The organism is Paenibacillus pectinilyticus (genome assembly GCF_001700435.1).
Classification (GTDB): Bacteria; Bacillota; Bacilli; order Paenibacillales; family NBRC-103111; genus Paenibacillus_E; species Paenibacillus_E pectinilyticus.
In genome coordinates this window covers 193,578-220,040 of the sequence record NZ_LYPC01000028.1, presented here as the reverse complement: position 1 = coordinate 220,040, position 26,463 = coordinate 193,578, and the positions used below count along the sequence as shown (strand labels likewise).

18 protein-coding genes are annotated in these 26,463 nt (G+C 48.6%); 17 read left to right on the top strand and 1 reads right to left on the bottom strand.

What is annotated here, in order from left to right:
* The first annotated feature begins 169 nt into the window (after nt 1-169).
* The 17 genes from A8709_RS28845 (at nt 170) to A8709_RS28770 (ending at nt 25,559) form a co-directional block, all read left to right on the top strand.
* Nucleotides 170-1,747 (top strand): response regulator, encoded by a 1,578-nt coding sequence (locus tag A8709_RS28845; RefSeq protein WP_065857786.1) that lies wholly within the window; start codon nt 170-172, stop codon nt 1,745-1,747.
* The gene (locus A8709_RS28840; protein WP_065857784.1) at nt 1,747-3,558 is read left to right on the top strand and encodes a sensor histidine kinase; all 1,812 of its coding nucleotides are present in this window, start codon (nt 1,747-1,749) and stop codon (nt 3,556-3,558) included. The genes A8709_RS28845 and A8709_RS28840 overlap by 1 nt, the downstream gene beginning before the upstream one ends.
* Nucleotides 3,559-3,835: 277 nt before the next feature.
* Entirely contained in the window at nt 3,836-4,606 is a 771-nt protein-coding gene (locus tag A8709_RS28835; RefSeq protein WP_065857782.1) for a hypothetical protein, read from the top strand.
* 59 nt (nt 4,607-4,665) lie between these two features.
* A complete protein-coding gene (locus A8709_RS28830) occupies nt 4,666-6,702 on the top strand; it encodes a right-handed parallel beta-helix repeat-containing protein (protein ID WP_065857780.1) in 2,037 nt (678 codons plus the stop codon).
* Between the two features lie 20 nt (nt 6,703-6,722).
* The gene (locus A8709_RS28825) at nt 6,723-8,753 is read left to right on the top strand and encodes a discoidin domain-containing protein (RefSeq protein WP_244163364.1); all 2,031 of its coding nucleotides are present in this window, start codon (nt 6,723-6,725) and stop codon (nt 8,751-8,753) included.
* A gap of 781 nt (nt 8,754-9,534) precedes the next feature.
* A complete protein-coding gene (ade, locus tag A8709_RS28820) occupies nt 9,535-11,352 on the top strand; it encodes an adenine deaminase (protein ID WP_065857776.1) in 1,818 nt (605 codons plus the stop codon).
* A gap of 278 nt (nt 11,353-11,630) precedes the next feature.
* Nucleotides 11,631-13,457, top strand: a complete 1,827-nt coding sequence (locus A8709_RS28815) for an APC family permease (protein ID WP_065857774.1) — start codon at nt 11,631-11,633, stop codon at nt 13,455-13,457.
* A gap of 318 nt (nt 13,458-13,775) precedes the next feature.
* The gene (locus tag A8709_RS28810) at nt 13,776-14,252 is read left to right on the top strand and encodes a hypothetical protein (RefSeq protein WP_065857772.1); all 477 of its coding nucleotides are present in this window, start codon (nt 13,776-13,778) and stop codon (nt 14,250-14,252) included.
* A 194-nt stretch (nt 14,253-14,446) separates the two neighbouring features.
* Entirely contained in the window at nt 14,447-14,848 is a 402-nt protein-coding gene (locus A8709_RS28805) for a hypothetical protein (protein ID WP_065858701.1), read from the top strand.
* A 161-nt stretch (nt 14,849-15,009) separates the two neighbouring features.
* The gene (locus tag A8709_RS35735; protein ID WP_141692715.1) at nt 15,010-15,087 is read left to right on the top strand and encodes a potassium-transporting ATPase subunit F; all 78 of its coding nucleotides are present in this window, start codon (nt 15,010-15,012) and stop codon (nt 15,085-15,087) included.
* A 47-nt stretch (nt 15,088-15,134) separates the two neighbouring features.
* On the top strand, nt 15,135-16,805 hold the full coding sequence (gene kdpA / locus A8709_RS28800) for a potassium-transporting ATPase subunit KdpA (protein WP_065858700.1): 1,671 nt from the start codon (nt 15,135-15,137) through the stop codon (nt 16,803-16,805).
* A 28-nt stretch (nt 16,806-16,833) separates the two neighbouring features.
* Nucleotides 16,834-18,876, top strand: coding sequence for a potassium-transporting ATPase subunit KdpB (gene kdpB, locus A8709_RS28795; protein ID WP_065857770.1), 2,043 nt, complete (start codon nt 16,834-16,836; stop codon nt 18,874-18,876).
* Nucleotides 18,877-19,115: 239 nt separating this feature from the next.
* Nucleotides 19,116-19,679, top strand: a complete 564-nt coding sequence (kdpC, locus tag A8709_RS28790) for a potassium-transporting ATPase subunit KdpC (RefSeq protein WP_065857769.1) — start codon at nt 19,116-19,118, stop codon at nt 19,677-19,679.
* Between the two features lie 934 nt (nt 19,680-20,613).
* Entirely contained in the window at nt 20,614-20,925 is a 312-nt protein-coding gene (locus A8709_RS28785; protein ID WP_065857767.1) for a hypothetical protein, read from the top strand.
* A gap of 93 nt (nt 20,926-21,018) precedes the next feature.
* Complete coding sequence (locus A8709_RS28780) at nt 21,019-23,319, top strand: histidine kinase (RefSeq protein ID WP_065857765.1); 2,301 nt, start codon at nt 21,019-21,021, stop codon at nt 23,317-23,319.
* Nucleotides 23,320-23,323: 4 nt separating this feature from the next.
* The gene (locus A8709_RS28775; protein WP_065857763.1) at nt 23,324-24,895 is read left to right on the top strand and encodes an ATP-binding protein; all 1,572 of its coding nucleotides are present in this window, start codon (nt 23,324-23,326) and stop codon (nt 24,893-24,895) included.
* Nucleotides 24,855-25,559, top strand: a complete 705-nt coding sequence (locus A8709_RS28770) for a response regulator (protein WP_065857761.1) — start codon at nt 24,855-24,857, stop codon at nt 25,557-25,559. The genes A8709_RS28775 and A8709_RS28770 overlap by 41 nt, the downstream gene beginning before the upstream one ends.
* Nucleotides 25,560-25,715: 156 nt before the next feature.
* Here A8709_RS28770 and A8709_RS28765 read toward each other — a convergent pair whose 3' ends face one another.
* Nucleotides 25,716-26,420, bottom strand: a complete 705-nt coding sequence (locus A8709_RS28765) for a hypothetical protein (protein WP_341833445.1) — start codon at nt 26,418-26,420, stop codon at nt 25,716-25,718.
* Between the last annotated feature and the right edge of the window lie 43 nt (nt 26,421-26,463).

The window sequence follows — 26,463 nt, the reverse complement described above, 5'->3', positions numbered from 1 at the left end:
GTAAAGATTGTGATCTATGGCCCCCCAAGCAGTCATGATATAGTTGCTATATAACAGAAGCTATCCTAGCTAGCAATGGGGATGGCTTTTTCTCATCTGGCACAGAAGGGATATGCGGTTCGCTGTTGAAAGTACAAGATATCAGATATAGAGCCAGGGGGCCTGCGTGATGTACAAATTAATCATTCTGGACGATGAAGAAATCATTCGCAAGGGACTTGTAGATTTCATTCCATGGCAAGAGATCGGATTCGACATGAAGGCTGATTTCGAAGACGGGCAGGATGCCATTGACTATTTGAAGCATCATGATGTTGATGTTGTGCTGACGGATATTATTATGGCCGAGGTCACGGGGCTACAACTTGCCCAATATATTTACGAGAACAAACCGAAGACGAAAGTAGTAATTGTAAGCGGATACAAAGAGTTCGAATTTGCCCAACAGGCCATTCAATATAATGTACAGCATTACCTGTTGAAACCAGCACAATTGGAACAGATTCAACAAGTCTTCGAGAACATCAAGGAGAAGCTGGATGAAGAGCAAGCGGTTATGCGCGAGCAACAGATGGATAAACAATTGTCCCAAGCGTTAATGCCGCTATTTCGGGATCAATTTTGGACCGACCTGCTCATGGGAGCACTGCGTCATCCAGATGAGATTAAGCGTAGAATCGATTTGCTCTCCCTGCCTATTGCGATAGCTAATTGTTGCTGTCTCATTGATATTGAGGTCAAACTTCAGGGACAAGCGGACTTTGGGTCAAGCAGCGCGAAGGAGCGCATTCAGCAGGCGATTGGGACGATGTTTCTTAAGCAGCAGCAGGTGATTCAGTATTTTCCGCTGAACATTGCCTCGCACGGGTTTAAGGTTGTAGCGGTGTGGGAGCCAGGTATGGAGGAGGAAGTGGCAACCGATGCAATTCATCTCCAATTGGGCAAAATTAAGGCGGCTATCGCGGCTAGTTTTCATTTAACCTTCGAGGCAAGGATCGAATCCAGATACGGCAATTTGCTGGAGCTTGCTACGTACACACAACAATTGAAGCTGGTGCGCGAAGATGCGAACGGCAAGCTGCGGTTAGCGGAGCACGAATATGACCAACTGGTCGAGAAGTATAAGCTGTTCATGTCGAATATTCTGGAAGGCAATGCCGTAGAGGCGGAGAGTCTGCTTGATCATTTTATGGAGGAGTTCGAGGGTCTTCCTAGCAGTTTTACCCATCGTCTGATTAAAGACTTATTCGCTGTCGTCGGCCGAACATTTGCCCAGGAAGGCATCGATGTGAAAGAGCTCACGGGCAAAATCACCAGCCACGATATGAATACGAGTGATCGGAATGAAATCCTGCACCTTAGTAAGAATACGTTGGAAGAAGTAATGAAAACGACCGCTCCGCACAAGATTAGCTCATCGAATAGCATCATCGCGAAGGCACAGCAATATATTCGAACTCACTTTCATGAAGACTTGTCTCTGGATAGCGTGGCGGACTTCGTCTTCTTGAATCCTGTGTATTTCTGTCGGTTATTTAAACAGTATACGGGGCTGAATTTCACGGATTATTTGACGCAGATTCGCGTGGAAGAAGCGATTGAGCTTCTGCGTACGAACAAATTTAAAATCTACGAGGTTGGGCAAAAAGTGGGCTATCCGAACAGTAAATATTTCAATCGTGTGTTTAAAAAGATGACAGGCAGCACGCCCAAGGAATATTGCCGTAATGCCCTTATAGGTAGCTAATGGTGAAAAAAACTGGGCTTCTCTACTATATTCGTAACTATAAATTTCAAAGTTTATTTATTAAGAACCTGCTTCTCATCTTCTTGCTTACTGTCGTGCCATTCGCAGGTATGGGGCTCGCCGTCTATTATCAAATGAACGGTATTGTCCGGGAGGAAATTAGTTCTGTGAACCTCAATTCCCTCTCCCGATTACGTGACGTGGTGGACACGGTTTTCGAGCAAACCGACCGCATGGCGACCATGCTGACGCTGCAGGACGATGCGGTTCAGTTTGTATTCGCTGCTGATCCAGGTCAAATTGCGAATACGTTGTATACACGCCTAAACAATTATATTATTAGCCTGAGCAGCACGTACAATTATATTGATTCGATCTATATTTACTCCGAGCGCAACAAGTATTTGATCTCAAATAATTATCAGACCGGTCCTTTGGACACGATTGATGACAAGTCTTGGTATTCAAGCTATATGAAAAGAGCGGACAATAATCCCAGCGTAATGGCTAGAAGGCGGGCCAATAGTTATCCATACTATATTTCGCTAATTCGTCCGATGTACATCTATTATCAAGAGAAGTACGGTGCTGTTGTCGTCAATATTGACGTAGAAAAGCTAGGTGAAGTAATTGGCCGCAAACGCTCCAACTTAGAGGAGAGACTATTTATTGTTGATGATTCGGATCAAATTGTATTTAGTGATACGCGAAGCGAGCTGTTCACGGATGCGAAGAAAAATCAGTTCCTCACGAACCTTCCGTTAGGGGAGTCGGCGTCCAAATCGAGCATAGAGACGATTGGCGGGATCCAATATGTCGTCTCCGTCGCCAAATCGGAGCAATACGATTGGCGATATGTGCTGTTGCTGCCCATTAATCACTACAATGAGAAGATGATTGGTCTGCGTAATTTCATGACGATTTTTGCCGCTGTCGGTATGATTGTCATTATTGTTGTTTCCTTTCTGATATCTAAGCGTACGTTCTCGCCAGTGAAACAGATCATGTCGATCTTTGACGTCTCTTCGAAGGCGCTAGGAAGCACGATGAGAGAGCGTAACGAACTGCGATTTATTCTGTCTAATATCACGATGAATATCAACTCCCAACATGAGCTTGAAGGAGAACTCGAACGGCGTATGGTGCTGTTGAGCAAAGCTCGATCGTTGGCGCTGCAGGCGCAGATTAATCCGCATTTCCTGTTCAATACGCTCGATACAATAAAGTGGATGGCTATCCGCTTAACGGGCGGAAACAACGAAGTGTCGCATATGCTTTCCTCCCTGTCCGATCTGATGCGGTTAAGTACGGATTCGGATAGTCATCTGATTGTGATCGAGAGTGAAATCGAACATGCACGCAAGTATTTAGATATTATCGAGTATCGCTATAAAAATAAAATCATCGTTCAATGGGCGATCGACGAGGAAATTCTCCCGTACAAAATCGTCCAGCTCATTTTGCAACCGCTGCTTGAGAATGCTGTGCTGCATGGGATGAAGCCCAAACGTTATCAAGGAACGATTCGTATTGAAGGCAAGAGCATTGGCGATGATATTGTCATTGAAGTGAGTGACGATGGTGTCGGCATGGACGCAGAGAAGATGCGGCAATTAAATGAAGGCTTCGCGCAAGAGCACGACCTCGTGGGCAAACACATTGGTTTACCCAACGTCAATCAACGAATTAAACTTATTTTTGGTGATAACTATGGACTTCAAGTGAGAAACGGGGCTGTATCGGGGACAACGGTGTCGATCCGATTGCCGAAGGTGAGCGATGAGTTGTCAATTTTGGAGACGAAAACGTAAATTGGGAACCACGCCCGCTTAAAACAGCTTTATTTCCTACCCGAAAGTCAATATTGTGGGACGGAAATAGCATGACAAAACAGGTAAAATGAAAGTAAAGAGAAGTGAGTCATCTACATGCTGAGAAAACGCGATTTAAAGGTTTTTATAACCGCGTCATCTGTAACGTCATGTAGAGAGCTCGCTTTTTCTTTGTAGATATACAGGGTGCAAGGTAATTGGTGGGAGTGTGAAGCAGAGTCATCCGTAAGAAATGAACCGAACATGGAGGTGAAAAATGACGAGGAGAATGGGGAAATATCAAATCCTTCTAGCACGAGGTTTCTGGGTGGCAGTTTCAGTGCTTGTGGCTGGTATCGTACTGCTGACCGCAACAGCTTCGATGAATCCCATTCGGCAGACTGTAGGCTCAGATGCGATTGTAGCAACCGTCAATGGTGTGCCCGTCGAAGTTAGTGAGTTTAAGCAGCAAATTGCTGCGGAGCGAGCCGGGGTATTCAATTATTTTCACAAAAAGTATGGTGTGGAGGATGGGGCTGATTTCTGGGTGACTTCCCATGATGGCGAAGTTCCGCTAGAGATGATTAAGCAACGCGCGCTCGATGCTGAGGTGAAGGTGAAAGTTCAGCAAATCGTCATGCAAGAGAAAGGTATAGTGGCAGATATTAGCTATGCGACCTTTCTGCGAAATCTGGCAGACGAGAACGCCAGACGAAAGGCAGCCATTCAGAAGAAGGAGCCCATTTACGGACCTATTCAGGTAGGGGAGCATGATTATTTCGCCTATTTGATGAGCAATGCGGTGATCAAGTTGAAGCAGGTATTGGCGGAGAAGGAGCTGGATGCAACGGAAGCTAAGTTGAAAGCTTTTTATGAAGTATCGGTTAAGGGATCGGATCAGGGAAATGCCACTTATGACGATCAGAAGGCACAAGTTAAGCAGCGCTATGTGGACGAGAAGTATGCAGCCTATGTAGACGATTTGATTCGTCATGCGAATGTTGAGGTTCAAGAACGAGTGTATGCCGATGTGGATGTAAAGTCGTGAAAACGTGAAGCCGGGAATTCGAGAATCGAGAAAGCATGAAAGAGAAAGGGGAACTATTTATGAAGCGCTTATCCTTATTAGCCATGGTTTTGACGCTGGTGTTCAGTATGATGGGACTGGGGCTGTCGAAGGAAGTAAAGGCGGCAAGCACAACGTATTATGTGGATTCCACCAGCGGTAGTGATACGAATGCGGGTACAAGCACAGGTGCGGCATGGAAAACGCTCGCGAAGGTAAACGGTGTGACCTTTCAGCAGGGTGATCGTATTTTATTCAAAGCTGGCGGTGTTTGGAACGGTCAACTCTATCCCAAGGGTTCTGGAGTAAGTGGCAGTCCCATTCAAATTGATCAGTATGGTACAGGGAGCAAGCCGATTATTAATGGCGGAGGAAATACGCAGGGGGCAGTGTACTTATACAATCAACAGTACTGGGAAATTCGCAATCTGGAAGTGACGAACACAGGAACTACCCGCGATCAGTATGTAGGCATTCGGGTTGTGAACGAGACGGCGGGACTGCTCTCGCATATTTATGTTGGCAGCAATGTCGTTCATGATGTCAATGGGGTTACAGCTGGTTTTTATGGCACAAATGGCGGCATTACGGTAACGGCCAAAATGGATGGTTCCTATTGGAACGACGTTGTGATCGAAAATAACAACATCTACGTGGTGGATCGTGTCGGTATTTTTGTAGGCCCATCTTGGCAGGAAGGCGGCCCGCCAGATTGGTTGTTGGAAACCAAATCGACGAATATTACGATACAGAACAATACGATCCGCGATTCCGGCGGTGACGGGATTCTGAATTTCATTACATCCAATGTAATGGTCCAGAACAATGTTGTTTATGACAGTGGGGCACGGGCAAACAGCAGTGATCCGAATACAACAGGCTACAGTAACAAGGCGTCCGTTGGTATTTGGAATGCGATTTCGGATTACACGACGTTCCAATTTAATGAAGTGTATAACGAGAAGGCGACGCTGGATGGTGAAGGGTTCGATGTGGATTTGGGCACGAATCATACGACTGTTCAATATAACTATAGCCATGATAATGCAGGCGGGTTTATTCTCATCTGTGAATCAGCCACGACGGCGGATATTAATGATGCGAAGGTTCGATACAACATATCGCAGAATGATCAGAAGGGGATCTTCCATATCGGGCAACCCGGCTTTCCTCCAGGTGCGGATAAGACGGATATTAACAACAATACGATTTATATTGCCAAAGGAGATACGGTCCCGATGTTTAGACCTTACGGGACGACGACCATACCGGATACGGCCTACGTATATAATAATATTTTCTATGTTGCGGGTACGACGTCGTATCCAACCATGCCAAGTGCTGTGTTTGATTATAATATCTTCTATGGTAATCATCCGACCGGTGAGCCTGCTGATGCGCATAAACTGACAACAGATCCAGGCCTAGTTGGGCCCGCTTCGGGGGCAATTGGATTAACTAGCGTGGATGGTTACAAGCTGCGGGCGGGATCGCCGGCATTAGCTAGTGGTACCTACACGAGTGCGGCATCCATGGGAACCTCAGATTATTGGGGAAATGCGGTATCAAGCGGGGCGGTGAATAGAGGGGCTTATAACGGAGCAGGGATTTCAGGTGTACCTGTGAATTATGCGCTCAACTCCACTGTTACTTCATCTAGTGCGTATGAAGCGTCGAGTTGGTCGAAGCTCCATGTTGTGGATGGACAGCGGTTATCGATTCTGGGTACATCTGGCTTCACGAGCCAAGTTGGTCTCACGACGAATCATACGGAATGGATTGAGTTAGATTTGGGGGCAACAGCCAAAACGTTCTCCAAAGTTATCTTGTATCCAAGAACAGGCACTGGAACAGCAGGAGAAGGGTTCCCTGTTAATTTCCAAATTCAAGTATGGAACGGCTCGACATGGTTAACACGGGTAACGAAAACGAGCTATCCAAATCCCGGCAGTACGCCTCAAACCTTCACGTGGGGATCATCCGATACGACAGATCGCATTCGTATTTATGCAACGAGTCTCGATAATGTAGGGACCGATTATCTGTTGCAATTTGCCGAGATTGAAGTGACTCCATAGGAAGGGGAATGACCTTGACCGTGAAATCCGTTGTCTATTGGTGTTTAGGTCTAACCTTTGTGATCTTGTTCCTTGTGCATCCGAACAATGTTGAAGCAGCGAATACCACCTACTATGTAGATGCATCAGGTGGCAGTGATACGAATGCAGGAACTAGTTCGGCTACTGCGTGGAAAACACTTGCCAAAGTGAACGGTGTGACGTTCCAACAAGGAGACCGCCTGTTATTTAAAGCAGGCGGTGTCTGGAACGGACAGCTTTATCCCAAAGGCTCCGGCGTTAGCGGAAGCCCCATTCAAATTGATCAGTACGGCACAGGCAGTATGCCGATTATTAACGGAGGCGGCAACACGCAGGGTGCGGTGTACTTGTACAATCAGCAGTATTGGGAGATTCGCAATCTGGAAGTCACCAATACAGGCGCCAGCCGAAACCAATACGTAGGCATCAAAGCGCTGAATGATACTGGAGGTGCAATGAACCACATTTATGTGGGGAATACCGTTGTGCATGATGTGAACGGCGTGACATCTGGATTTTATGGGACGAATGGCGGCATAACGATCCTTGCTAAAATGGACAACGATTCCACATGGAATGATGTGGTTATTGAGAACAATTCCATCTATACGGTTGATCGGATCGGGATTATGGTGGGCCCGGCCTGGCAAACGGCAGCAGGTCCGAATGACTGGATTACGCATGCCAAGAGCGCTAATATTACGATCCAGAATAATACGATAAGGGATTCCGGCGGCGATGGGATTCTGAACTTTCAGACGTCGAATGCTCTGATTCAGAATAACGTTGTTTCAGATAGCGGGGGCCGAGCCTCAGATGGAAGCACGAATACGACGGGCTACTCGAATCAATACTCAGCAGGAATTTGGAGCGCAATCGCCGACAATACCACAATTCAGTACAATGAGGTGTATGGCGAGAAAACGACATTGGATGGCGAGGGCTTCGACATTGACTTGGGCACCAATCATACGACGGTTCAGTTTAATTACAGCCATCACAACCTAGGCGGGTTCATGCTCTATTGCGAGTCGAGCAGCAATGCGGATATTAACGATGCCAAAGTCCGATACAACATCTCGCATGACGATAAACGTGGTATTTTCGTATTTTGTGCGCCAGGTTTGTCACCTGGTACGGATAAGATGGACATTAACAACAATACGTTCTACATCCCACAAGGTACGAGTACGCCGATGTTTACTTACAGCGGTGGAACGCTTAGTGGCACCATGTATGTGTACAACAATATCTTCTATGTGTTGGGAACAACTTCTTATTCGGGCTTCTCAGGTACAACGTTTGATTATAATACGTTCTATGGTACGCATCCCGCCAGTGAGCCAGCCGATGCGCATAAATTAACAAGTGATCCGCTGCTTGCAGCACCGGGGTCGGCTGCAATTGGAAGGTCAAGCGTGGACGGTTATAAGCTGCGAAGCGGATCTCCGGCATTGAGCAGCGGCACCTACACGAATGCCAGCGCTATGGGAACGGCAGACTATTGGGGCAATGCTGTCACAAGCGGCGCGGTGAATAGAGGCGCCTACAACGGAGCAGGTATAGCCGGCGTTCTTACGAACTACGCCTTTAATGCGGCAGTGACAACTTCAAGTTCTTACGAAAGTGGGAGTTGGGGGCGCATCAGGCTGTTCGACGGTCAGCGAGAGTCCGTGATCGGTACATCCGGCTATTCGAGTAGCCTGGGCGTGACAACCAATCATACAGAATGGATTCAATTCGATATGGGGACAGCGAAGACGTTCTCATCGGTTACTTTGTACCCACGCTCGACAGCGGGGTATGAGGGGGAGGGGTTTCCAGTTAATTTCCAAATCCAAGTGTGGAATGGCTCGACCTGGCTGACGCGTGTCACCCAAACTGCCTATCCGAATCCCGGTAGCACACCGCAGACGTTTACGTGGGGGTTCTCGGATACGACGGATCAGATTCGCGTGTACGCGACAAGTTTGGATAAGTTGGGCAGCGATTATGTGCTGCAGCTTGCCGAGATTGAAGTGAATCCTTAGATTAATAGAGGCTGTCTCAGGGGGAATTACCCTTGAGATGGCGTTTTTTGAGTTAGTCGGAGAAACCGACTAGCTGGAGTAGAATCGATCCCCGCCGCAGTAAGATAGCTGGAAAATCCGACTAAGTCAAGTAGAATCGAGCCCCACGGCAGTAAGATAGCCGGAAAATCCGGCAAACTCGAGTAGAATTGAACCCCGCGGCAGTAAGATAGCCGGAAAAACCGGCTAACTGAAGTAGAATCGAGCCCCACAGCAGTAAGATAGCCGGAAAAACCGGCTAACTCAAGTAGAATCGAGCCCCACGGCAGTAAGATAGCCGGAAAATCCGGCTAACTGGAGTAGAATCAAGCCCCACGGCAGTAAGATAGCCGGAAAAACCGGCAAACTCGAGTAGAATTGAACCCCGCCGCAGTAAGATAGCTGGAAAATCCGACTAAGTCAAGTAGAATCGATCCCCACGGCAGTAAGATAGCCGGAAAAACCGGCAAACTCGAGTAGAATAGACTTCCGCAAGGCAAAATCAGCCCCAGGCCAGCCGTAAGTCGAAATAAACACGCATATCCCCCACCCCGCTCGTTACAACAAATTCAGGTTTACGAGTTCCAAGCTGCCATTCCCGCCATTGGAGACTAACCACACACGTTCTCTTTAGACTGAATCATCGCTGCACGCAACCAAAGCATCACCCACAAGCAACATTTATGAGAAACAGAAGGGTTTATGCTAAACTAGGAGGAATATCATCTTAAGAATCTCACCCACATAAAGGAGTAAGGAATCTATGACCTACAAGACAAATAGAAACAAACTGACGGACGTAAGCCGCACATTGGCTAAGGTTGCTATGGGAGAAGCTTTTGCCGACCTTGTTATCCAAAATGGCACATTAGTCAATGTGTACTCAGGTGAGCTCCTTCCACATATGGATGTCGCGATAGCGGCTGGTCGAATCGCTTACATAGGAAAGGCGGATCACACGATCGGGGATAAGACGGTTGTGATCGATGCCACTGGGAAATACATGGCGCCAGGCTTATTGGACGGCCACATGCATGTGGAAAGCACCATGCTCTCCGTGACGGAGTTCGCCAAAGCGGCGATCGTCAAAGGTACGACGGGGATTTTCATGGACCCGCATGAGATTGCGAACGTGTTCGGTTCGGAAGGTGTGCGTTTGATGCATGACGAAGGGCAGCAGCTGCCGCTCAAGGTATTTACGACGTTCCCCTCCTGCGTGCCAGCGACGAATGATTTGGAAGATGGCGGTGCCACGCTGGAAGTAGCGGATATTCAAGCTGGATTACAGTGGGACAACGTAGTTGGCCTAGGTGAAGTGATGAACTTCCCCGGCGTCGTGTTCGGTGATCCCAAGATGTGCGGCGAAATCGAAGCGACGCTTCAAGCTGGGAAGACGGTTACGGGCCATTTTCCAAGTGACGATGATCGCATGTTTCAAGCCTATCTGGCGTCCGGCGTAACGTCAGATCACGAAACGGTGACAAGGGAGCAAGGTCTGCATAAGGTTCGCATGGGTATGCACCTGATGATTCGGGAAGGTTCTGCGTGGCATGACGTCAAAGAAGTCATTAAGATTGTCACGGAAGATGGCGTCAACACGGCCAATATCTCACTTGTCACCGATGATGTGAACCCTCAAACACTTGTGGAGCAAGGTCATCTTAATCATGTAGCACGCCGTGCAATTGAAGAAGGCGTTAATCCAGTCACCGCGATCCAAATGGTAACGATCAATGTTGCGCGCTATTTCAAGCTGGAGCATGATTTGGGCTCTATCACGCCAGGGAAATGCGCAGACATTCTGCTGATCGATGATCTGCAGAAGATGGAACCTTCTACCGTGATTACCGATGGTCAAATCATTGCCGATCAAGGGAAGCTTGTGGTGGAATTCCCAACCTTCACCTACCCTGCCCATATTCGTAACTCCATGAATGTGAAACAAGCTTTAACAGCGCAGGACTTCAAGCTGGCAACGGGTACGCAGCTGCCTCAAACGAAGGTCAACGTGATCAATGTTATCGAGAACAGCGCGAGAACAGAAAAAATGACAGCCATTCTCCCAATCGAGCAAGGTATCATTCAGCCAGATGCGGCGCAAGATATTGTTCGTCTAGCTTGTATTGAGCGGCACCGAGGTACGGGGCAAATTTCACTCGCATTCGCAAGTGGTTTCCAAATCAAATCAGGTGCGGTTGCCTCAACCGTCGCGCATGACAGCCACAATCTCCTCGTGATGGGGATCAATGAAGATGACATGGCCTTCGCGGCGAACGAGCTAGTGAAGCTTGGCGGCGGCATGATTGTGGTTGAGAACGGAAAAGTACTGGCACAAGTCCCGATGACGATCGCCGGACTCATGTCCGAGAAGTCGCTGCCTGAAGTTGTGAAGGAAGTTGCCGAGATGGACCAAGCTTGGAAACATATCGGCTGCACCATGAATGCACCATACATGACGTTCTCACTCATCGCGCTCCCCGTGATTCCAGAAATTCGGATTTCGAACCGCGGGCTTGTCGATGTGACCCAATTTAAGCTCATCGAAGTGGAGCATCCAGAGGAAAGTGCTTCGCTTAACTGAATCCGTGTCATAGAGGCGACCGATGTATATCATCGGCCGCTTTTTTCATCTTGTAGCGCATGATGCGGACATGGGGTGGTAAGAGGCGTTATTTTTGGGTAATTTGGAGTAAGCCATAGTTGAAATGGTTTTACAAAATAACCCAGCGAGCGTAAAATACTACTCATCATGCTCCCGTGTTCTTATTCAACCCAAAATGACTAAAAACTAGGAGATCCTGCGAATACTATATGTTGCTAGGTACTCTACAAATCAAACGATGGCGGTGAAACGATTCCATGTTTTCTTCTTTGAAACGATTTTTAATTGGCCGACCGTTGAAATCTACGGAATTAGGGGAGCAAAAGCTGAATAAAACGAAGGCTTTGGCGATCCTATCCTCCGATGCCCTATCTTCCGTTGCCTATGGTCCAGAGCAAATCTTAATCGTCTTAATGACCGTGGGCGCAGCGGCTATCTGGTATTCAATCCCTATTGCCGTAGGTGTATTAATACTGTTACTAGCACTAATTCTGTCCTATAGACAGATTATCTTCTCTTACCCTCATGGGGGTGGAGCCTATGTTGTATCCAAGGAAAACTTGGGTATGCTTCCTGGTCTCATTGCGGGGGGCTCGCTGTTAGTCGATTATATATTAACAGTAGCTGTAAGTGTGTCGGCAGGTACGGATGCGATCACTTCCGCATTTCCCAGCTTACACCCATATAACGTTCTCATCGCTATATTCTTTGTACTCTGTATTACAACCTTGAATTTACGAGGGGTAACGGAGTCCGCTTCTATTTTGGCCTATCCGGTCTATTTATTTGTTCTAGCGCTGTTCATTCTGATTGGCGTAGGAATTTATCATATCTTAACGGGCGCTGTCGCATCTAATCTACATGCGTCCATTGGCACACCTGTCGCTGGGATCAGTTTATTCCTACTCCTCAAAGCGTTCGCCTCGGGCAGCTCTGCGCTAACCGGTGTAGAGGCCATTTCGAATGCGATTCCGAATTTCAAGCATTCTGCTCCACATAATGCCGCCAAAACCTTAGCCGCGATGGGCACGCTACTGGCGCTGTTATTCTCAGGCATTGTGTTCTTGGCTTTCTACTATGGCATCGTACCCGCCGCTGAGGTGACGGTTGTTTCCCAAATTGCGGAACAGACCTTCGGTCGGCATTTTATGTATTTCTTCATTCAGGGCACCACGGCACTGATCCTTATTCTCGCAGCAAATACAGGCTATTCGGCCTTCCCGTTACTCGCGGTGAATTTGGCGAAAGATAAATTCATTCCGCGTATGTTCACCATCCGAGGCGACCGTTTGGGCTATTCCAATGGTATTATCATTCTGGGCCTGTTATCGATTGTGTTAATCATCGCTTTTGAAGGGAAAACGGAGCATCTCATCCCGCTCTACGCAGTTGGCGTATTTATCCCATTTACGCTGTCGCAGACAGGGATGGTCGTCAAATGGATTCGTCAAAAACCAGCTGGCTGGTTTCCCAAGCTGATCATTAATACAACAGGTGCGTTGATCAGTTTAATCGTCTCGTTGATGTTCTTTTTCACCAAATTCACACAGGTATGGCCGATCTTAATTTTCTTACCGCTCATTATCTTCCTGTTTCATCGGATTAAGCAGCATTATGAAGCGGTTGGTGATCAATTAAGACTTGCAAGCTGTGAACCGGCCGTGCCTATTGAGGGCAATGTAATTATTGTTCCTGTGGCAGGCCTCACGCACGTGGTGGAGAACTCCTTAAACTATGCCAAATCGCTCTCGCCCCACCAAATTATTGCCGTGCATATTCCTTTTGAACGTGATGAAGAAGCCTTATTTGAGGAGAAATGGGCGAAATGGCAGCCCGATGTGAGGCTGGTGACGTTGCATTCCCCTTACAGGAGTATCATTAACCCACTGACCAAATTCATTGATACCGTTCAGCGTAAAGCCGGTGAATCGAACTATCAGGTGACGGTCATTATTCCGCAATTCATTCCCAAAAAAGGCTGGCACAATATCCTGCATAATCAATCGAGTTTACTCATTCGCGCACATCTCTTGTATCGGAGAAATGTGATTGTCACAACGGTACCGTATCATTTAACCAAATAACTTAGGCAGCCAACTAACGAATCCAACGTTTCTATGCTCCATAGAGACTTGGATTTTTTTCTATTTAGTATACGTTTGAATCGTATAAAGAGGGGGTAAATAATCGATAGATAAAGTATAAAAATGGTATAAAAGGGCAGCAAATCGGAGCATTTCGATGGAAAATGAATGCCCTCACCAAATGAATACGTCTTCATCTGCGCAATCCATCCAAATACATGAAATAAGCATGTCTATCGTGTTTTACACGGATTGTGAATAAGCGTAATATTCGTCTCAGTCCATTTATGGTCTACTATTTGAGGAGAGTGAAGCTGCATGTATCAAGAACCTCTGACTCTGTTCCAAGAGGAAGAAGAATATTCCGTACCCCCCGTACACTTAGCGGAACCTACAATTACCCGCATCGAATGCTTTCAATTGGATGGTGAACTTTCGGATCAATTGCTCCCGGGGCATGGTACCGATTGTCAGTGCGGTTTACTGACAATTACCACGAGTCATGGCACATGCGGTTTGGGGCAATTCGAAGTGCCATGCAGTAATCTCAGAGGCGATTTCGTTCAGTGGGCTGTTGTGTTTCAAAGGCTCAAGGGTCTTACTTTGCGAGATGGTTTGGATTACGTACACCAGAAAGAAAAGACATGGGGAGAGGTTCGAACGCAGATCATCGAAATCGCCTTAACAGAACTGTGTGATAATCTGGCACCTATGTCGAGACATGAGAAAGAACGAGGATTATCGCTGGATCGCACTTATTTATTCGCACATTCAGGGGCGTACATTTCCTTCTAAATCGCCTGATTTTATATAAAAGAGCATCTTCACCCACGAAGTCATTGTAGTGGATGGAGGTGCTCTTTTTGCTGGAAAGCCGCGGATTCCGCGACTGCATTTTTATACTTTTTTTATACGGAGCCTGCGTTTCTTTACCCCATTTTTATAAGGTTCGGCGTTACAATGAGTCAGGAAAGGGAACGGTGAACGTCATGTACAGTGAGGCATTGCTGATCGCGGCGCCGACGAAGGCAGGCGAAGAGTTCATGAAATATGTGAGTTTGGTGGGGCTGCCCTTCATTGCGCTAACCAACAGCAAGGCAGATAGACTTCAATTAGAGGCGGCGGATGTCAAGCAAATCATTCAAGTGAACACGTGGAAAATGGGGAGTTCCAGCATACCCGACTATCCGATCGGCAACGTCATTTTATTCGAGGACAGCTTGCCATTATGCTGCAGGTATATCCAGTTATGCCGCAGTTGGACGTCAAGACCCATTTATGTGATCACCCAAAGCGTCAATCCACGCTTAATTTATAAAGGACTGGGCGCAGATTATGTCATTTATTCCAAAAATGGTGATGTAAAGTTCCTACTACCCTCTCTAAAATGATGAGGTTCTATCTATATGAGGAGGTGTGCAATGTATAACGATGTCACGATGATTGTCGTATTGGCCGTCACATTTCTAGGGTTTTGGGGATTTGCGAAATATTGCGAGAAAGCTTGAGCTTATGAATTTGGTCATGAAGTAAACCTGAGGAGGTAACCACATTGCTTGTTATTGGACTTATTGGTTGTGCCATCATGGTGTATCTCGGTTTTGTTTTGGTGAAGCCGGAGAAATTTTAAACGCAGGATATGAACTTATGTAAGCAGGGGGAGAACCTACTATGGGGATGGGATTGTTACAGGTAGTCATCACACTCGGTATTATTATGCTGTTGGTGAAGCCGATGGGGGCCTACTTGGTAAATGTTTTTGGTTATGAAAAGAGTGGTCTTGATCGCATTTTTGCTCCATTTGAGCGCGTATCCTATCGGATCATGGGCGTTAAAGAAGATGAATCGATGGGCTGGAAAAAGTATTTAGGATCCGTACTGCTCGTTAATTTCGTGATGTTGATCCTGATTTATATGGTATTTCGATTACAGAAATTTCTACCGCTAAACCCAGATGGTATCGGTAATATGCCGCCTGCCCTAGCTTTTAATACAGCGGTTTCCTTCATAACGAATACGAACTGGCAAGCTTACAGCGGTGAAAATACCCTATCGTATTTCTCGCAAATGGTAGCTATTACGTTCCCGATGTTCACATCGGCAGCAACCGGGTTCGCCATTGCCGTCGCCTTTACGCGTGGTCTGATCGGGCGCCAGGACAATCTCGGTAATTTCTACGTGGATTTAACCCGTGGGATTACACGCGTATTTCTTCCGCTTAGTATCATCGTAGCTTTAGTCTTAGTGTTTCAAGGTATCCCACAAACCTTACTAGGTGCCGTACAAGCGACTACGTTAGAAGGTGCGCAGCAAACGATTACCCGAGGATTAGTGGCTTCGCTGGAATCGATCAAACATTTAGGCACCAACGGTGGAGGCTGGTTCGGTACGAATGCAGCGCATCCTTTTGAAAATCCAACACCGTTCACCAACTTTATTCACATTGTCAGCATGATGCTGCTGCCGACTTCGCTCGTGTATGCATTCGGCGTCATGATTAAGAACAAGAAGCAAGGTTGGACGATTTTTGCAGCTATGGGCCTTATCTTCTTGGTGATGGTGGCAACGGTGTTCTATGCCGAGTATAAAGGGATCTCAGCCGTTCATGCCCTTGGTGTAGATGGGAACATGGAGGGCAAGGAAGTTCGCTTCGGGATGTCCGAATCGGCCTTATTCACAGCCGTAACCACGGCAGCTACAACCGGCAGCGTGAACACGATGCATGAATCGCTGACACCGCTCGGCAGTATTGTCCCTTTTGCAGAAATGATGCTGAACAATGTGTTCGGGGGTAAAGGGGTCGGGTTGTTAAATGGGCTGCTTTATCTGATTCTATCCGTGTTTATCTGTGGTCTCATGGTAGGCCGTACGCCAGAGTTTCTGGGCAAAAAGATTGAGGGCAAGGAGATTAAGCTTGCTGCGATCGCTATTCTCATTCATCCGCTGATTATTCTGGCACCAACCGCACTGGCACTAATACGTCCAGAATCTGTTGCTTCCATATCCAATCAGGGGTTGCATGGTCTTGGAGAAGTGCTTTATGCCTTCACCTCAGGAGCGGCCAATAATGGCTCTGCCTTTGGCGGGTTAAGTGCCAACACGAACTTCTATAACATGGGCATTGGTATGGTAATGCTGGTTGGCCGTTATATTTCGGTTATTGCGATGCTAGCGATTGCCGGTTCACTGGCTATGAAGCGTGTGGTCCCTGTTACAACAGGTACATTACGAACGAATACACCTTTATTTATGGGCATTTTGATCATGATTATTCTAGTAATTGGTGCTCTAACGTTCTTCCCAGCGCTGGCATTGGGGCCGATTGCGGAACATTTGGCGGCACGTTAAGGATAGGCGTAGAGAGGAAGGAATGAACATGACTGTGGAACGTAAAAAAACAATAACCAAAGACATTTTGAATGGCGCACTGCTAGATTCTTTTAAAAAGTTAAATCCCTGGGTGATGATCAAAAATCCCGTGATGTTCGTGGTGGAAATCGGTACCGTCATTACGCTGCTGCTTTCCATCGCGCCGGAGCTATTCGGCTCCACGAACGTAGGGCGTGGTTACAATATCGCGGTGTTCTTGATTCTGCTCTTCACGCTGCTTTTCGCTAACTTCGCGGAAGCTTTGGCGGAAGGGCGTGGCAAGGCACAAGCGGATTCGCTGCGGAAAACGAAGTCGGATACCAAGGCGCGTTTGGTGCAAAAGGATGGCACGTATAAGGAAGTCTCTTCGACTTCCCTCCGTAAAGGAGATATCGTTCGGATTGAAATCGGCGAGATTATCCCGTCGGACGGTGAAATCATCGAAGGCTTAGCTTCGATTGATGAATCGGCCATTACAGGGGAATCTGCCCCTGTTATTAAGGAAGCTGGCGGCGATTTCTCATCGGTCACGGGGGGAACACGGGTCGCTTCTGACTATATCGTGGTCAAAATCATGACAGATCCCGGTGAATCGTTCTTGGATCGGATGATTGCGCTTGTCGAAGGTGCCAAACGGCAGAAAACGCCGAATGAAATTGCGCTAACCACCTTACTCGCGGTGTTAACGTTGATCTTCCTCATCGTCATTATGACGATGGTGCCGATGGCACAGTACTTGAACGTGAAATTAGAAATTTCCACGTTGATTGCCTTACTAGTCTGCCTCATCCCGACGACGATTGGCGGCCTTTTATCCGCGATTGGGATTGCGGGGATGGACCGCGTCACACAGTTTAATGTGTTAGCCATGTCAGGGAAAGCGGTTGAAGCAGCGGGGGATATTGATACGATGATTCTGGATAAAACGGGAACGATTACCTTCGGGAATCGGATGGCTTCAGAGTTTATCCCTGTGAGCGGTACACAAGCGAAAGAGATGACATTTGTTGCGTTGCAGGCCTCCGTCAAGGATGAAACACCGGAAGGACGCTCAATCGTGGAGCTAGCGAATAAGCTTGGTGAGTCCTGGCAGGCGGCTAATTATATCGGTTCAGAAGTGGTCGAGTTTTCTGCTGAAACGCGGATGTCGGGGCTTGATTTAGAAGGTGGGACGAAGGTTCGCAAAGGCGCGGTGGACGCGATTCGTAAATATGTAGAGGCTTTGGGCGGTAAAATTCCACATGATCTCGAAACGATATCGAATCGTATCGCCAAAGCGGGAGGTACGCCACTCGCTGTTGCGATGGGCGATCGGATCTACGGCGTGATTTACCTCAAGGATACGGTAAAGCCGGGCTTGAAGGAGCGCTTTGCTGAGCTGCGCGCCATGGGGATCAAAACCGTGATGTGTACCGGGGATAATCCACTGACGGCTGCGACCATTGCGCTTGAAGCAGGTGTGGACGAATTCATTGCCGAGGCGAAGCCGGAAGATAAAATCGCTGCGATTAAGAAGGAGCAGCAAGAAGGAAAGCTTGTCGCCATGACAGGCGATGGTACGAACGATGCGCCTGCGCTTGCTCAAGCGGATGTCGGGCTCGCGATGAACTCAGGCACCATGGCGGCGAAAGAAGCAGCCAACATGATCGATCTCGATTCTGATCCGACCAAGCTGCTGTCAGTGATCTCCATTGGTAAGCAATTGTTGATCACACGCGGTGCATTAACGACGTTCTCGATCGCTAACGATATCGCCAAATATTTTGCGATCATTCCGGCGATGTTCATTCTAGCCATGCCGCAGCTGCAGGCGCTGAATATTATGAATCTGGCGTCGCCAGAATCGGCGATATTATCCGCATTGATTTTCAATGCGATTATCATTCCCTTACTGATTCCCATTGCCATGAGGGGTGTCAAATACCGGGCGATGTCGGCGGATCGATTGCTTTCACGTAATATTTTGATCTATGGGATCGGCGGTGTGATTGTGCCTTTTATCGGAATTAAAGTCATTGATATGGTGCTGCACGGTTTGAATATTGTGTAGAGAGATAGCGTAGATAGAGTATGGGGAAGTATGGAAGGTTATGAGAAAGTGCGAAAGAGTACGGAAGAGTACCAATGAGTATGGAAGAGTATAAAATATTATATATGAGTATGAAATAGTATGAGGAAGATAGAGGGTAAGAGTAAGAAGTAAGAAGTAAGAGTAAGAAGTAAGAGTAAGAGTAAGAGTAAGAGTAAGAGTAAGAGAAAATGTGAGAGTGAGAGACGAGGGATAGCGTAATGAAATCAGTTGTGATCGCTGTACGTGTGTCGTTATTGTTCATGGTTGTCTGTGGACTTATATATCCACTTGCCACGACAGGTGTGGCACAAGTTTTATTTCCCAAGCAAGCCAATGGAAGTCTCATCGAATCAGGCGGGGTTGTCGTTGGATCGGAATTGCTGGCGCAAGGCTTCGAGTCGCCAAAGCTGTTTCATCCAAGAGAATCCGCAGCCAAGTATGACCCGACAGCCTCATCAGGCTCCAATCGCGCGGTTGCTTCAAGTGACTATGCGGCAGAACTCGCTAACAAAATTGCTGCCTTGAAAGAAGAAAACCCGACCCTTACCGACATCCCGGCTGATCTCGTAACCGTCTCCGGCTCTGGGTTTGATCCAGATTTGTCACTGGAGGGAGCAAAAGCTCAAGTACCGAGAATTAGCGCAGCAACAGGGGTTTCAGTTGGAGATCTGAATGGGCTGATTGATCGGCTCAGCAAGACAAGACAGTTCGGCATCCTAGGCGAGCCGAGAGTCAATGTGACCGAACTGAATAGTGAACTGTTGAAACAAGTGAAGCTTTAAGGATAGGTAACCACTCTCCGTGTTGGAGGGTGGTTCTGCCCGTTTTTGTGGAGATAGTCGGAAAATCCGATTAAATCGGAGGAAACGGATGCTCTTGCGGTCGAGATAGCCGGAGAAACCGATTAAATCGGGGGAAACGGAGGTCCTCGGGGCCGAGATAGCCGGAGAAACCGATTAAATCGGAGGAACCGGAGGCCCTTGGGGCCGAGATAGTCGGAGAAACCGATTAACTCGGAGGAAACGGAGGCCCTTGGGGCCGAGATAGCCGGAGAAACCGATTAACTCGGGGGAAACGGAGGCCCTTGGGGCCGAGATAGCCGGAGAAACCGATTAACTCGGGGGAAACGGAGGTCCACGGGGCCGAGATAGTCGGAAAATCCGATTAACTCGGGGGAAACGGATGCTCTCGTGGTCGAGATAGTCGGAGAACCCGATTAAATCGGAGGAAACGGATGCTTTCGTGGTCGAGATAGTCGGAGAACCCGATTAAATCGGAGGAAACGGATGCTCTTGCGGTCGAGATAGCCGGAGAAACCGATTAAATCGGGGGAAACGGAGGTCCTTGGGGTCGAGATAGTCGGAAAATCTGATTAAATCGGCGGAAACGGGTGCCCTCGCGATCGAGAAAAGCGGAAAATCCGATTAAATCGGAGGAAAAGGAGGTCCCCACGGTCGAGATAGTCGGAAAATCCAATTAAATCGGAGGAAACGGATGCTCTCGTGGTCGAGATAGTCGGAGAACCCGATTAAATCGGAGGAAACGGATGCTCTCGTGGTCGAGATAGTCGGAGAACCCGATTAACTCGGAGGAAACGGGTGCCCTCGCGGTCGAGATAGTCGGAAAATCCGATTAAATCGGAAGGAAACGGATGCTCTCGGGGGTGAAATAGCCGGAAAATCCGGCTTTCTCACACACTCCAGCGGCCCCGCGATTGTGGAAGTCGAAAAAATCGACTTCGACGCGCTCGTCCGCGGCCTTGCTGCCCTGCAAGTCGAAAAACTCGACTTCCCGTCACTCCAGTCCGGCCCCGCGGACCTGCAAGTCGAAAAACTCGACTTCCCCGCACTCCAGCGCGACCCCGCGGACCTGCAAGTCGAAAAACTCGACTTCGACGCACTTGGCAGCGGCCTAGCGGTCCTGCAAGTCGAAAAAATCGACTTCGACGCGCTCGCCCGCGGCCCAGCAGCCCTGCAAGTCGAAAAACTCGACTTCCCCGCACTCACCTGCGCGGCCCCGCGATCCTAGAAGTCGAAAACTCGACTTCCCCACACTCCCCGCGCAACCAAGCCAGTCCTGCAAATTGACTTACATCTTTTCAGAAAGGAGGCATGGTACGATATGGACCATTTTAAACGGAAAACACCAGAAGAAATCCTGCTATCCATCTCCAAACTACACCGTGGCAGCTTGAAAATATATATCGGCGCAGTCAGTGGAACTGGTAAAACCTACCACATGTTGCGTGAGGGACATAATCTGAAAGAGCAGGGAATCGATGTGGTCATCTGCGCGGTTTCAACCCTGCAACGACCAGAAACCGTGGAACAATTGGGGGATCTCGAACGCGTGCCGAGCATCCACTGGATGAAGGAAGGTGTGGAACATAAGGATTTAAATTTGCCAGCCTTACTCGAAAGAAATCCCGAGGTTGTTCTTGTCGATGGGTTAGCGCACCGCAATCGGAAGGATGCCATTTTTCCAACGAGGCTGGAGGATATTAAATATTTGCTCTCTCATGATATTAGTGTGATAACGACGGTTAATGTGTATGAGTTGGAAGAAGCGATGGAGGTTGCGCATAAGCTGACGGGGATTGAAGTTGGATATTGCGTGCCCTCCGATACCTTGGAGCTTGCGGATGAGGTTCGGTTAATTGATGTCACGCCGGAGACGATTTTAAACCGATTGGAAGAAGGGCACTTGAAGGGAAATACAGATACGGCTTTGTTCAAGCGAGGTAATTTGGGTGTCCTGAGAGAGCTGGCACTGCGACTTGTTGCGGAGGATGTGAATGATTCATTGGAGGCGCATCGCGAGCAAATGGGTTATCTGGGGCCATCTGGAGCGACCGAGCGGATCCTCGTCACGACACAGTATCATTGGAATGGTTCGATTTATGTGCGCCGAGGGCAGCAGATTGCGAAGCGATTAAATGGGGACTTGCATGTGGTGACTTTTCTGAAAAAAGGGAAGCCGCTCTCCAAGGAGGCCGTTGCTTTTCGGCGATCTACCATGAAGTTAGCTCATAAAGTGAACGCTCATTTCGAAGAACTCCCCCTAAGAAACCGCCGTTGCATTCCTCGAGATTTAGTCGATTATGCGACCAAACATAACGTCACACGCATCATACTAGGACATTCCAAACAAACGAAATGGCAAAGTTTCATACAGGGGTCCGTCATTCACGGTTTGTTAAAAAGGACAAAGACCATCGACGTATTTTTGGTGGCAGATCGCGCCTCGCAGGAGGGAGAACGCATTCTTCCAGCTCATATGCATGTACTGAAGGAAGCGAATACGTATAAGCGTCTGAGTAAGCAAGAGGTCGAAGCGAAGATCGAGCAAATTAAACGCGGTCGTTTTAAAGTGTACATTGGCGCAGCTCCTGGGGTAGGTAAGACATATACCATGCTGCGCGAAGGGAATGATTTGCTCAAGAAGGGTATAGATGTGAAGATCGGATTACTTGAAACGCATGGGCGCAAGGGGACGGTGGAGCAAATCGGTGAACTTTCAATCCTGCCGCGGGCGAAAACGGTGTATCAAGGTGTCCACCTCGAGGAAATGGATACAGCAGCAATTATCCGCGAGCGACCGGAAGTCGTGCTGGTAGATGAATTAGCACATTCGAATGTACCCGGCAGCAAGAATAAGAAGCGGTATGAGGATGTACTGGACATCTTGGAGGCAGGTATTTCCGTCATTTCCACGGTAAACGTACAGCACCTGGAAAGCTTAAATGATGCTGTGGAGCATATCACGGGGATTCGTGTTCGCGAAACGGTGCCAGACCATATTTTGCTTGCCGCTGATGAAGTGCAGTTGATCGATGTAGCCCCTGAAGCCTTGCAGCTTCGAATGAGAGAGGGCAAGATTTATGCGATGGTGAAGGTCGATCAGGCTTTGAATAACTTTTTTAAAACGGGCAATTTGATTGCCCTACGAGAACTTGCCCTGCGTGAAATTGCAGATGACGTGGATGAACGTCTGGAATCGATGGAGCGTAAAAGCTCGCTGCGTGGTCCTTGGCGAAGAAAAGAAGTGATCTATGTTTGTGTAACCGAGCTTGCTGGCGCTGATCGCTTGATTCGTCGTGGTTTTCGTATCGCGCATCGCTTGAAAGCGATTTGGCATGTTCGCTTTCTTGGTAAAGGGAGCGCAGAGGAGCGGACACGAGAAGTAGAGTTGATTGCGAAGTTAACTGAGCGGTTGGGGGGACATTTTGCCTATCAAGCTGTTAAAAGTTATAAAGAAGCACCGACTGTCTTCGCACATGAGGCGAATGCTGCTGGAGCCACGCAACTTATCCTGAGGAAGAGCGTTTGGGTTAAAAGACTGCTGGGGCTCACCAGGCACATGGATGTGCTCATTGTTGCTGATTCCGATGCGTGGCAAACTGCAGAAAATCGGGTAAACTAGAGCTATGGAAACTTTAAACAGGGATAGTGGACGTTTCAAATCTTATGGTATCACAACGCTGCTGATTGTTGGCTTGTCGATCTTTTTGCACCTCTTTCATACGGTGTTTGATTTGGTCAATATTGCGTTGTTGTACTTATTCCCAGTTCTGCTAAGCGCAGTCCGATGGGGACGGGGGCCTTCTTTTTACGCAGCGGCCTTAGGCGTATTGGCTTTCGATTTCTTTTTCGTTCCGCCGACATTTAGTCTCAGCGTTGAGGATTTACGGTATGTGTTTTCATTCTTTGTGTACTTATCTGTCGCCGCGCTTACAGCGAGTTTAGCATCTAGGCTGAGGAACCAATTTCATCAAGCTCAGCAGCGAGAAGCCCATACAGCAGCCCTCTATGCACTTAGTCGTAAAATTACCGCCATGTCGGATTTGGATGCTTTACTGCATCAAATTGTGCTTCATGTGTCCGAAACATTGGATGTTCGAGCTGCGGTTTTTATGCCAAATACGCTGGGGGAACAGCAGTTAGTCGCGTATGGCAAAGACAGTGTCGAATGGGCGCACGATGACGCACATATCTTACTGGCAGCTTGGGTACATGGGAATAACACGCGTGCTGGACGCGGTACCCAGACATTGCGCGAGTCCTCCTCACTGTTCGTTCCGTTAGATACCGACAATGAGGTACATGGTGTGTTAGCTGTTCAAGTCGGTGAACGAAGTCTAGCGGAAATGAACGAATTTATTCGCATGTTGGAGGCGTTAGCCGATCTATCAGCGGTGGCGATTTCTCGGTGTAAGCTTGCGCAGGAAGCGAAGCTCGCCGTTCTAACCGCGGAGTCCGAGAAGCTGCGGACCGCGCTGTTGGACTCACTTTCGCATGAACTGCGAACGCCGTTAGCGACAATTATTGGCTCGGTGACCGGGTTGCTGGAAGGGGAAGATGTCTTTGGTCCTGAGGATCGACGGGAGTTATTGCTGACGACACGTGAGGGGGCAACCCGGATGAACAGACTCGTCGGTAACTTGCTCGGAATGGTTCGTATCGAGAGCGGGATGCTGCGCTTGAATAAGCAATGGAGCGGCCTCGAGGACATTGTTGGTGTTGCGGTTGGTCAATTGAAGGATGCACTGCAGCATCGACAAGTGAGTATTGAATTGGCACCTGATCTCCCGTCCGTGCCGCTGGATGAAGTACTGATGGAGCAAGTGCTGATCAATGTCATTAGCAATGCGATCAAGTACTCCCCGGAGGGCAGCAGCATTCACATATTGGCCGTGAAAGGGAGCGAAGGCTTCATCGAGCTAACGATTGAGGATGAGGGCCAGGGGATTCCACCGGGGGACAGGGAGCGTATTTTCGAGAAATTTTATAGAGGCACGAGCACGAAACAAATTCCAGGTACAGGGCTTGGCCTAGCCATATGCAAAAGCATTGTGGAAGCGCATGGTGGCAGCATTACTGCAACATCGCGGCCTCATGGCGAGCGGGGAACCGCGATACGAATTTGCTTGCCTGACCAATTCGCTGAGAGGGACGGGGATGAGCTTGACACTAACAGGGGCGAAAATTTTAATCATTGACGATGAGTCACAAATCAGGAAATTACTCCGCGTCACTTTAACGGCACATGGCTTCGAGACCGCGGAAGCTGCAACGGGCCAGGAAGGCCTGCTGCAAGCGACGATGGTGCGGCCGGATCTGATTGTGCTGGATCTGGGACTGCCCGATATGACCGGCATGGATGTGCTCGAAGGTATCCGGGAATGGTCGCAGGTGCCCATTATTATCCTAACGGCGCAGGATCAAGAGCCAGACAAGGTCGCCGCGTTAGACCGCGGAGCAGACGACTATGTGACGAAGCCGTTCGGCATGGGCGAATTCATGGCCCGCATGCGCGTGGCGCTTCGACACATTGCTAAAGCACCCGATGAGCCAGTGCTGAAGCTTGGTCAGCTCGTCATTGATTTAGCCAAGCGCAGCGTCGAGCTCGGCGGCGAAAAGCTGAAATTGACCCCGACGGAGTATGATTTACTTAAGGTGCTAGGGGTCAATGCAGGGCGAGTGATGACGCATAAGCAGCTGCTCAAGCAGGTCTGGGGCGGTCAGCAGTATGAGTCTGACAGCCAATACCTGCGGGTGTATGTGGGCCACCTGCGGAAGAAGATCGAGATCGACCCAGCGAGGCCGCAGTATATCCTGACGGAGCCGGGGATCGGATATCGATTTGCTTGGCAGGAGGGTTAAGGGAGCGGGGATGAATCAGTCGTATTCAGCGAAATAGTGTGTCTACGCTCTCTGCGGCAACTTTTTAGAATTATAATTGAGAAAAGGCTGTTCCCTTGTATAGATTCAATCGAATCTATGCAAAGGACAGCCTTTTTGCTTCTCCTAGCCGTTACATTAGCACGTAAACGAATCAACAAAGCGCAGATCTGTGCCGAAATACATCCACGAGAATCCGGTCCAGCGGAATCCAGCCATGGAGTTACGCCCAACAAAAATCGGATAGAACCAGAATTGTTGGCCATTGCTGAGCCAAATATAGGTGAATCTAAATAGGCAGCGGGAAATGCCGCCAGGATCTACCGCGAAACTGCCTGGTGCCTTAAACGGCTTTTGCGGTGTATAGCTCGGTGGCGCTGAGGTTGGAGGCTGCTGTCCGCCGCCTGGCCCACCCGGCCCACCTGGTCCAGGGAATCCGGGTCCACCGGGGAAACCACCCGGACCGCCTGGGAAACCACCACCAGGTCCACCAGGGAAACCGCCCGGACTGCCCGGAAATCCACCCGGTGCACCAGGAAATCCGCCCGGCCCACCAGGGAATCCGCCTGGCCCACCAGGTCCGCCGAAGCCTTGTTGTCCAGGAAGGCCAGGCATCATGCCGCCGCCAGAACCAGGGAAGCCAGGGATGCCCAATCCACCTAAACCACGTGTATCATAAACAGGCACCCAAGTTACATATTGCGGGACTGGATAGCCGTATGGGTAAGGTGCTGGTTGCGGATAAGGGTCTCTTGGGAAATCTGAGTCTGTTGCTGCTGGGCTGTGCACGATTTCGTTTTCCAACTCTTCATCGCGCTGTACTCGTTTCTTATTCGAAGCCATTCGTGAAGTCCTCCTTAGGTAAAAGCGGATAGTCGATACTTAC

What these genes read in the sequence shown, in the direction of transcription:
- A8709_RS28815 (WP_065857774.1), top strand. Translation starts at nt 11,631, where the DNA reads ATGTTTTCTTCTTTGAAACGATTTTTAATTGGCCGACCGTTGAAATCT.
- A8709_RS28805 (WP_065858701.1), top strand. Translation starts at nt 14,447, where the DNA reads ATGTACAGTGAGGCATTGCTGATCGCGGCGCCGACGAAGGCAGGCGAA.
- A8709_RS28775 (WP_065857763.1), top strand. Translation starts at nt 23,324, where the DNA reads ATGGAAACTTTAAACAGGGATAGTGGACGTTTCAAATCTTATGGTATC.
- A8709_RS28810 (WP_065857772.1), top strand. Translation starts at nt 13,776, where the DNA reads ATGTATCAAGAACCTCTGACTCTGTTCCAAGAGGAAGAAGAATATTCC.
- A8709_RS28845 (WP_065857786.1), top strand. Translation starts at nt 170, where the DNA reads ATGTACAAATTAATCATTCTGGACGATGAAGAAATCATTCGCAAGGGA.
- A8709_RS28765 (WP_341833445.1), bottom strand. Translation starts at nt 26,420, where the DNA reads ATGGCTTCGAATAAGAAACGAGTACAGCGCGATGAAGAGTTGGAAAAC.
- A8709_RS28830 (WP_065857780.1), top strand. Translation starts at nt 4,666, where the DNA reads ATGAAGCGCTTATCCTTATTAGCCATGGTTTTGACGCTGGTGTTCAGT.
- A8709_RS28840 (WP_065857784.1), top strand. Translation starts at nt 1,747, where the DNA reads ATGGTGAAAAAAACTGGGCTTCTCTACTATATTCGTAACTATAAATTT.
- A8709_RS28835 (WP_065857782.1), top strand. Translation starts at nt 3,836, where the DNA reads ATGACGAGGAGAATGGGGAAATATCAAATCCTTCTAGCACGAGGTTTC.
- kdpB (WP_065857770.1), top strand. Translation starts at nt 16,834, where the DNA reads ATGACTGTGGAACGTAAAAAAACAATAACCAAAGACATTTTGAATGGC.
- ade (WP_065857776.1), top strand. Translation starts at nt 9,535, where the DNA reads ATGACCTACAAGACAAATAGAAACAAACTGACGGACGTAAGCCGCACA.
- A8709_RS28780 (WP_065857765.1), top strand. Translation starts at nt 21,019, where the DNA reads ATGGACCATTTTAAACGGAAAACACCAGAAGAAATCCTGCTATCCATC.
- kdpA (WP_065858700.1), top strand. Translation starts at nt 15,135, where the DNA reads ATGGGATTGTTACAGGTAGTCATCACACTCGGTATTATTATGCTGTTG.
- kdpC (WP_065857769.1), top strand. Translation starts at nt 19,116, where the DNA reads ATGAAATCAGTTGTGATCGCTGTACGTGTGTCGTTATTGTTCATGGTT.
- A8709_RS28770 (WP_065857761.1), top strand. Translation starts at nt 24,855, where the DNA reads ATGAGCTTGACACTAACAGGGGCGAAAATTTTAATCATTGACGATGAG.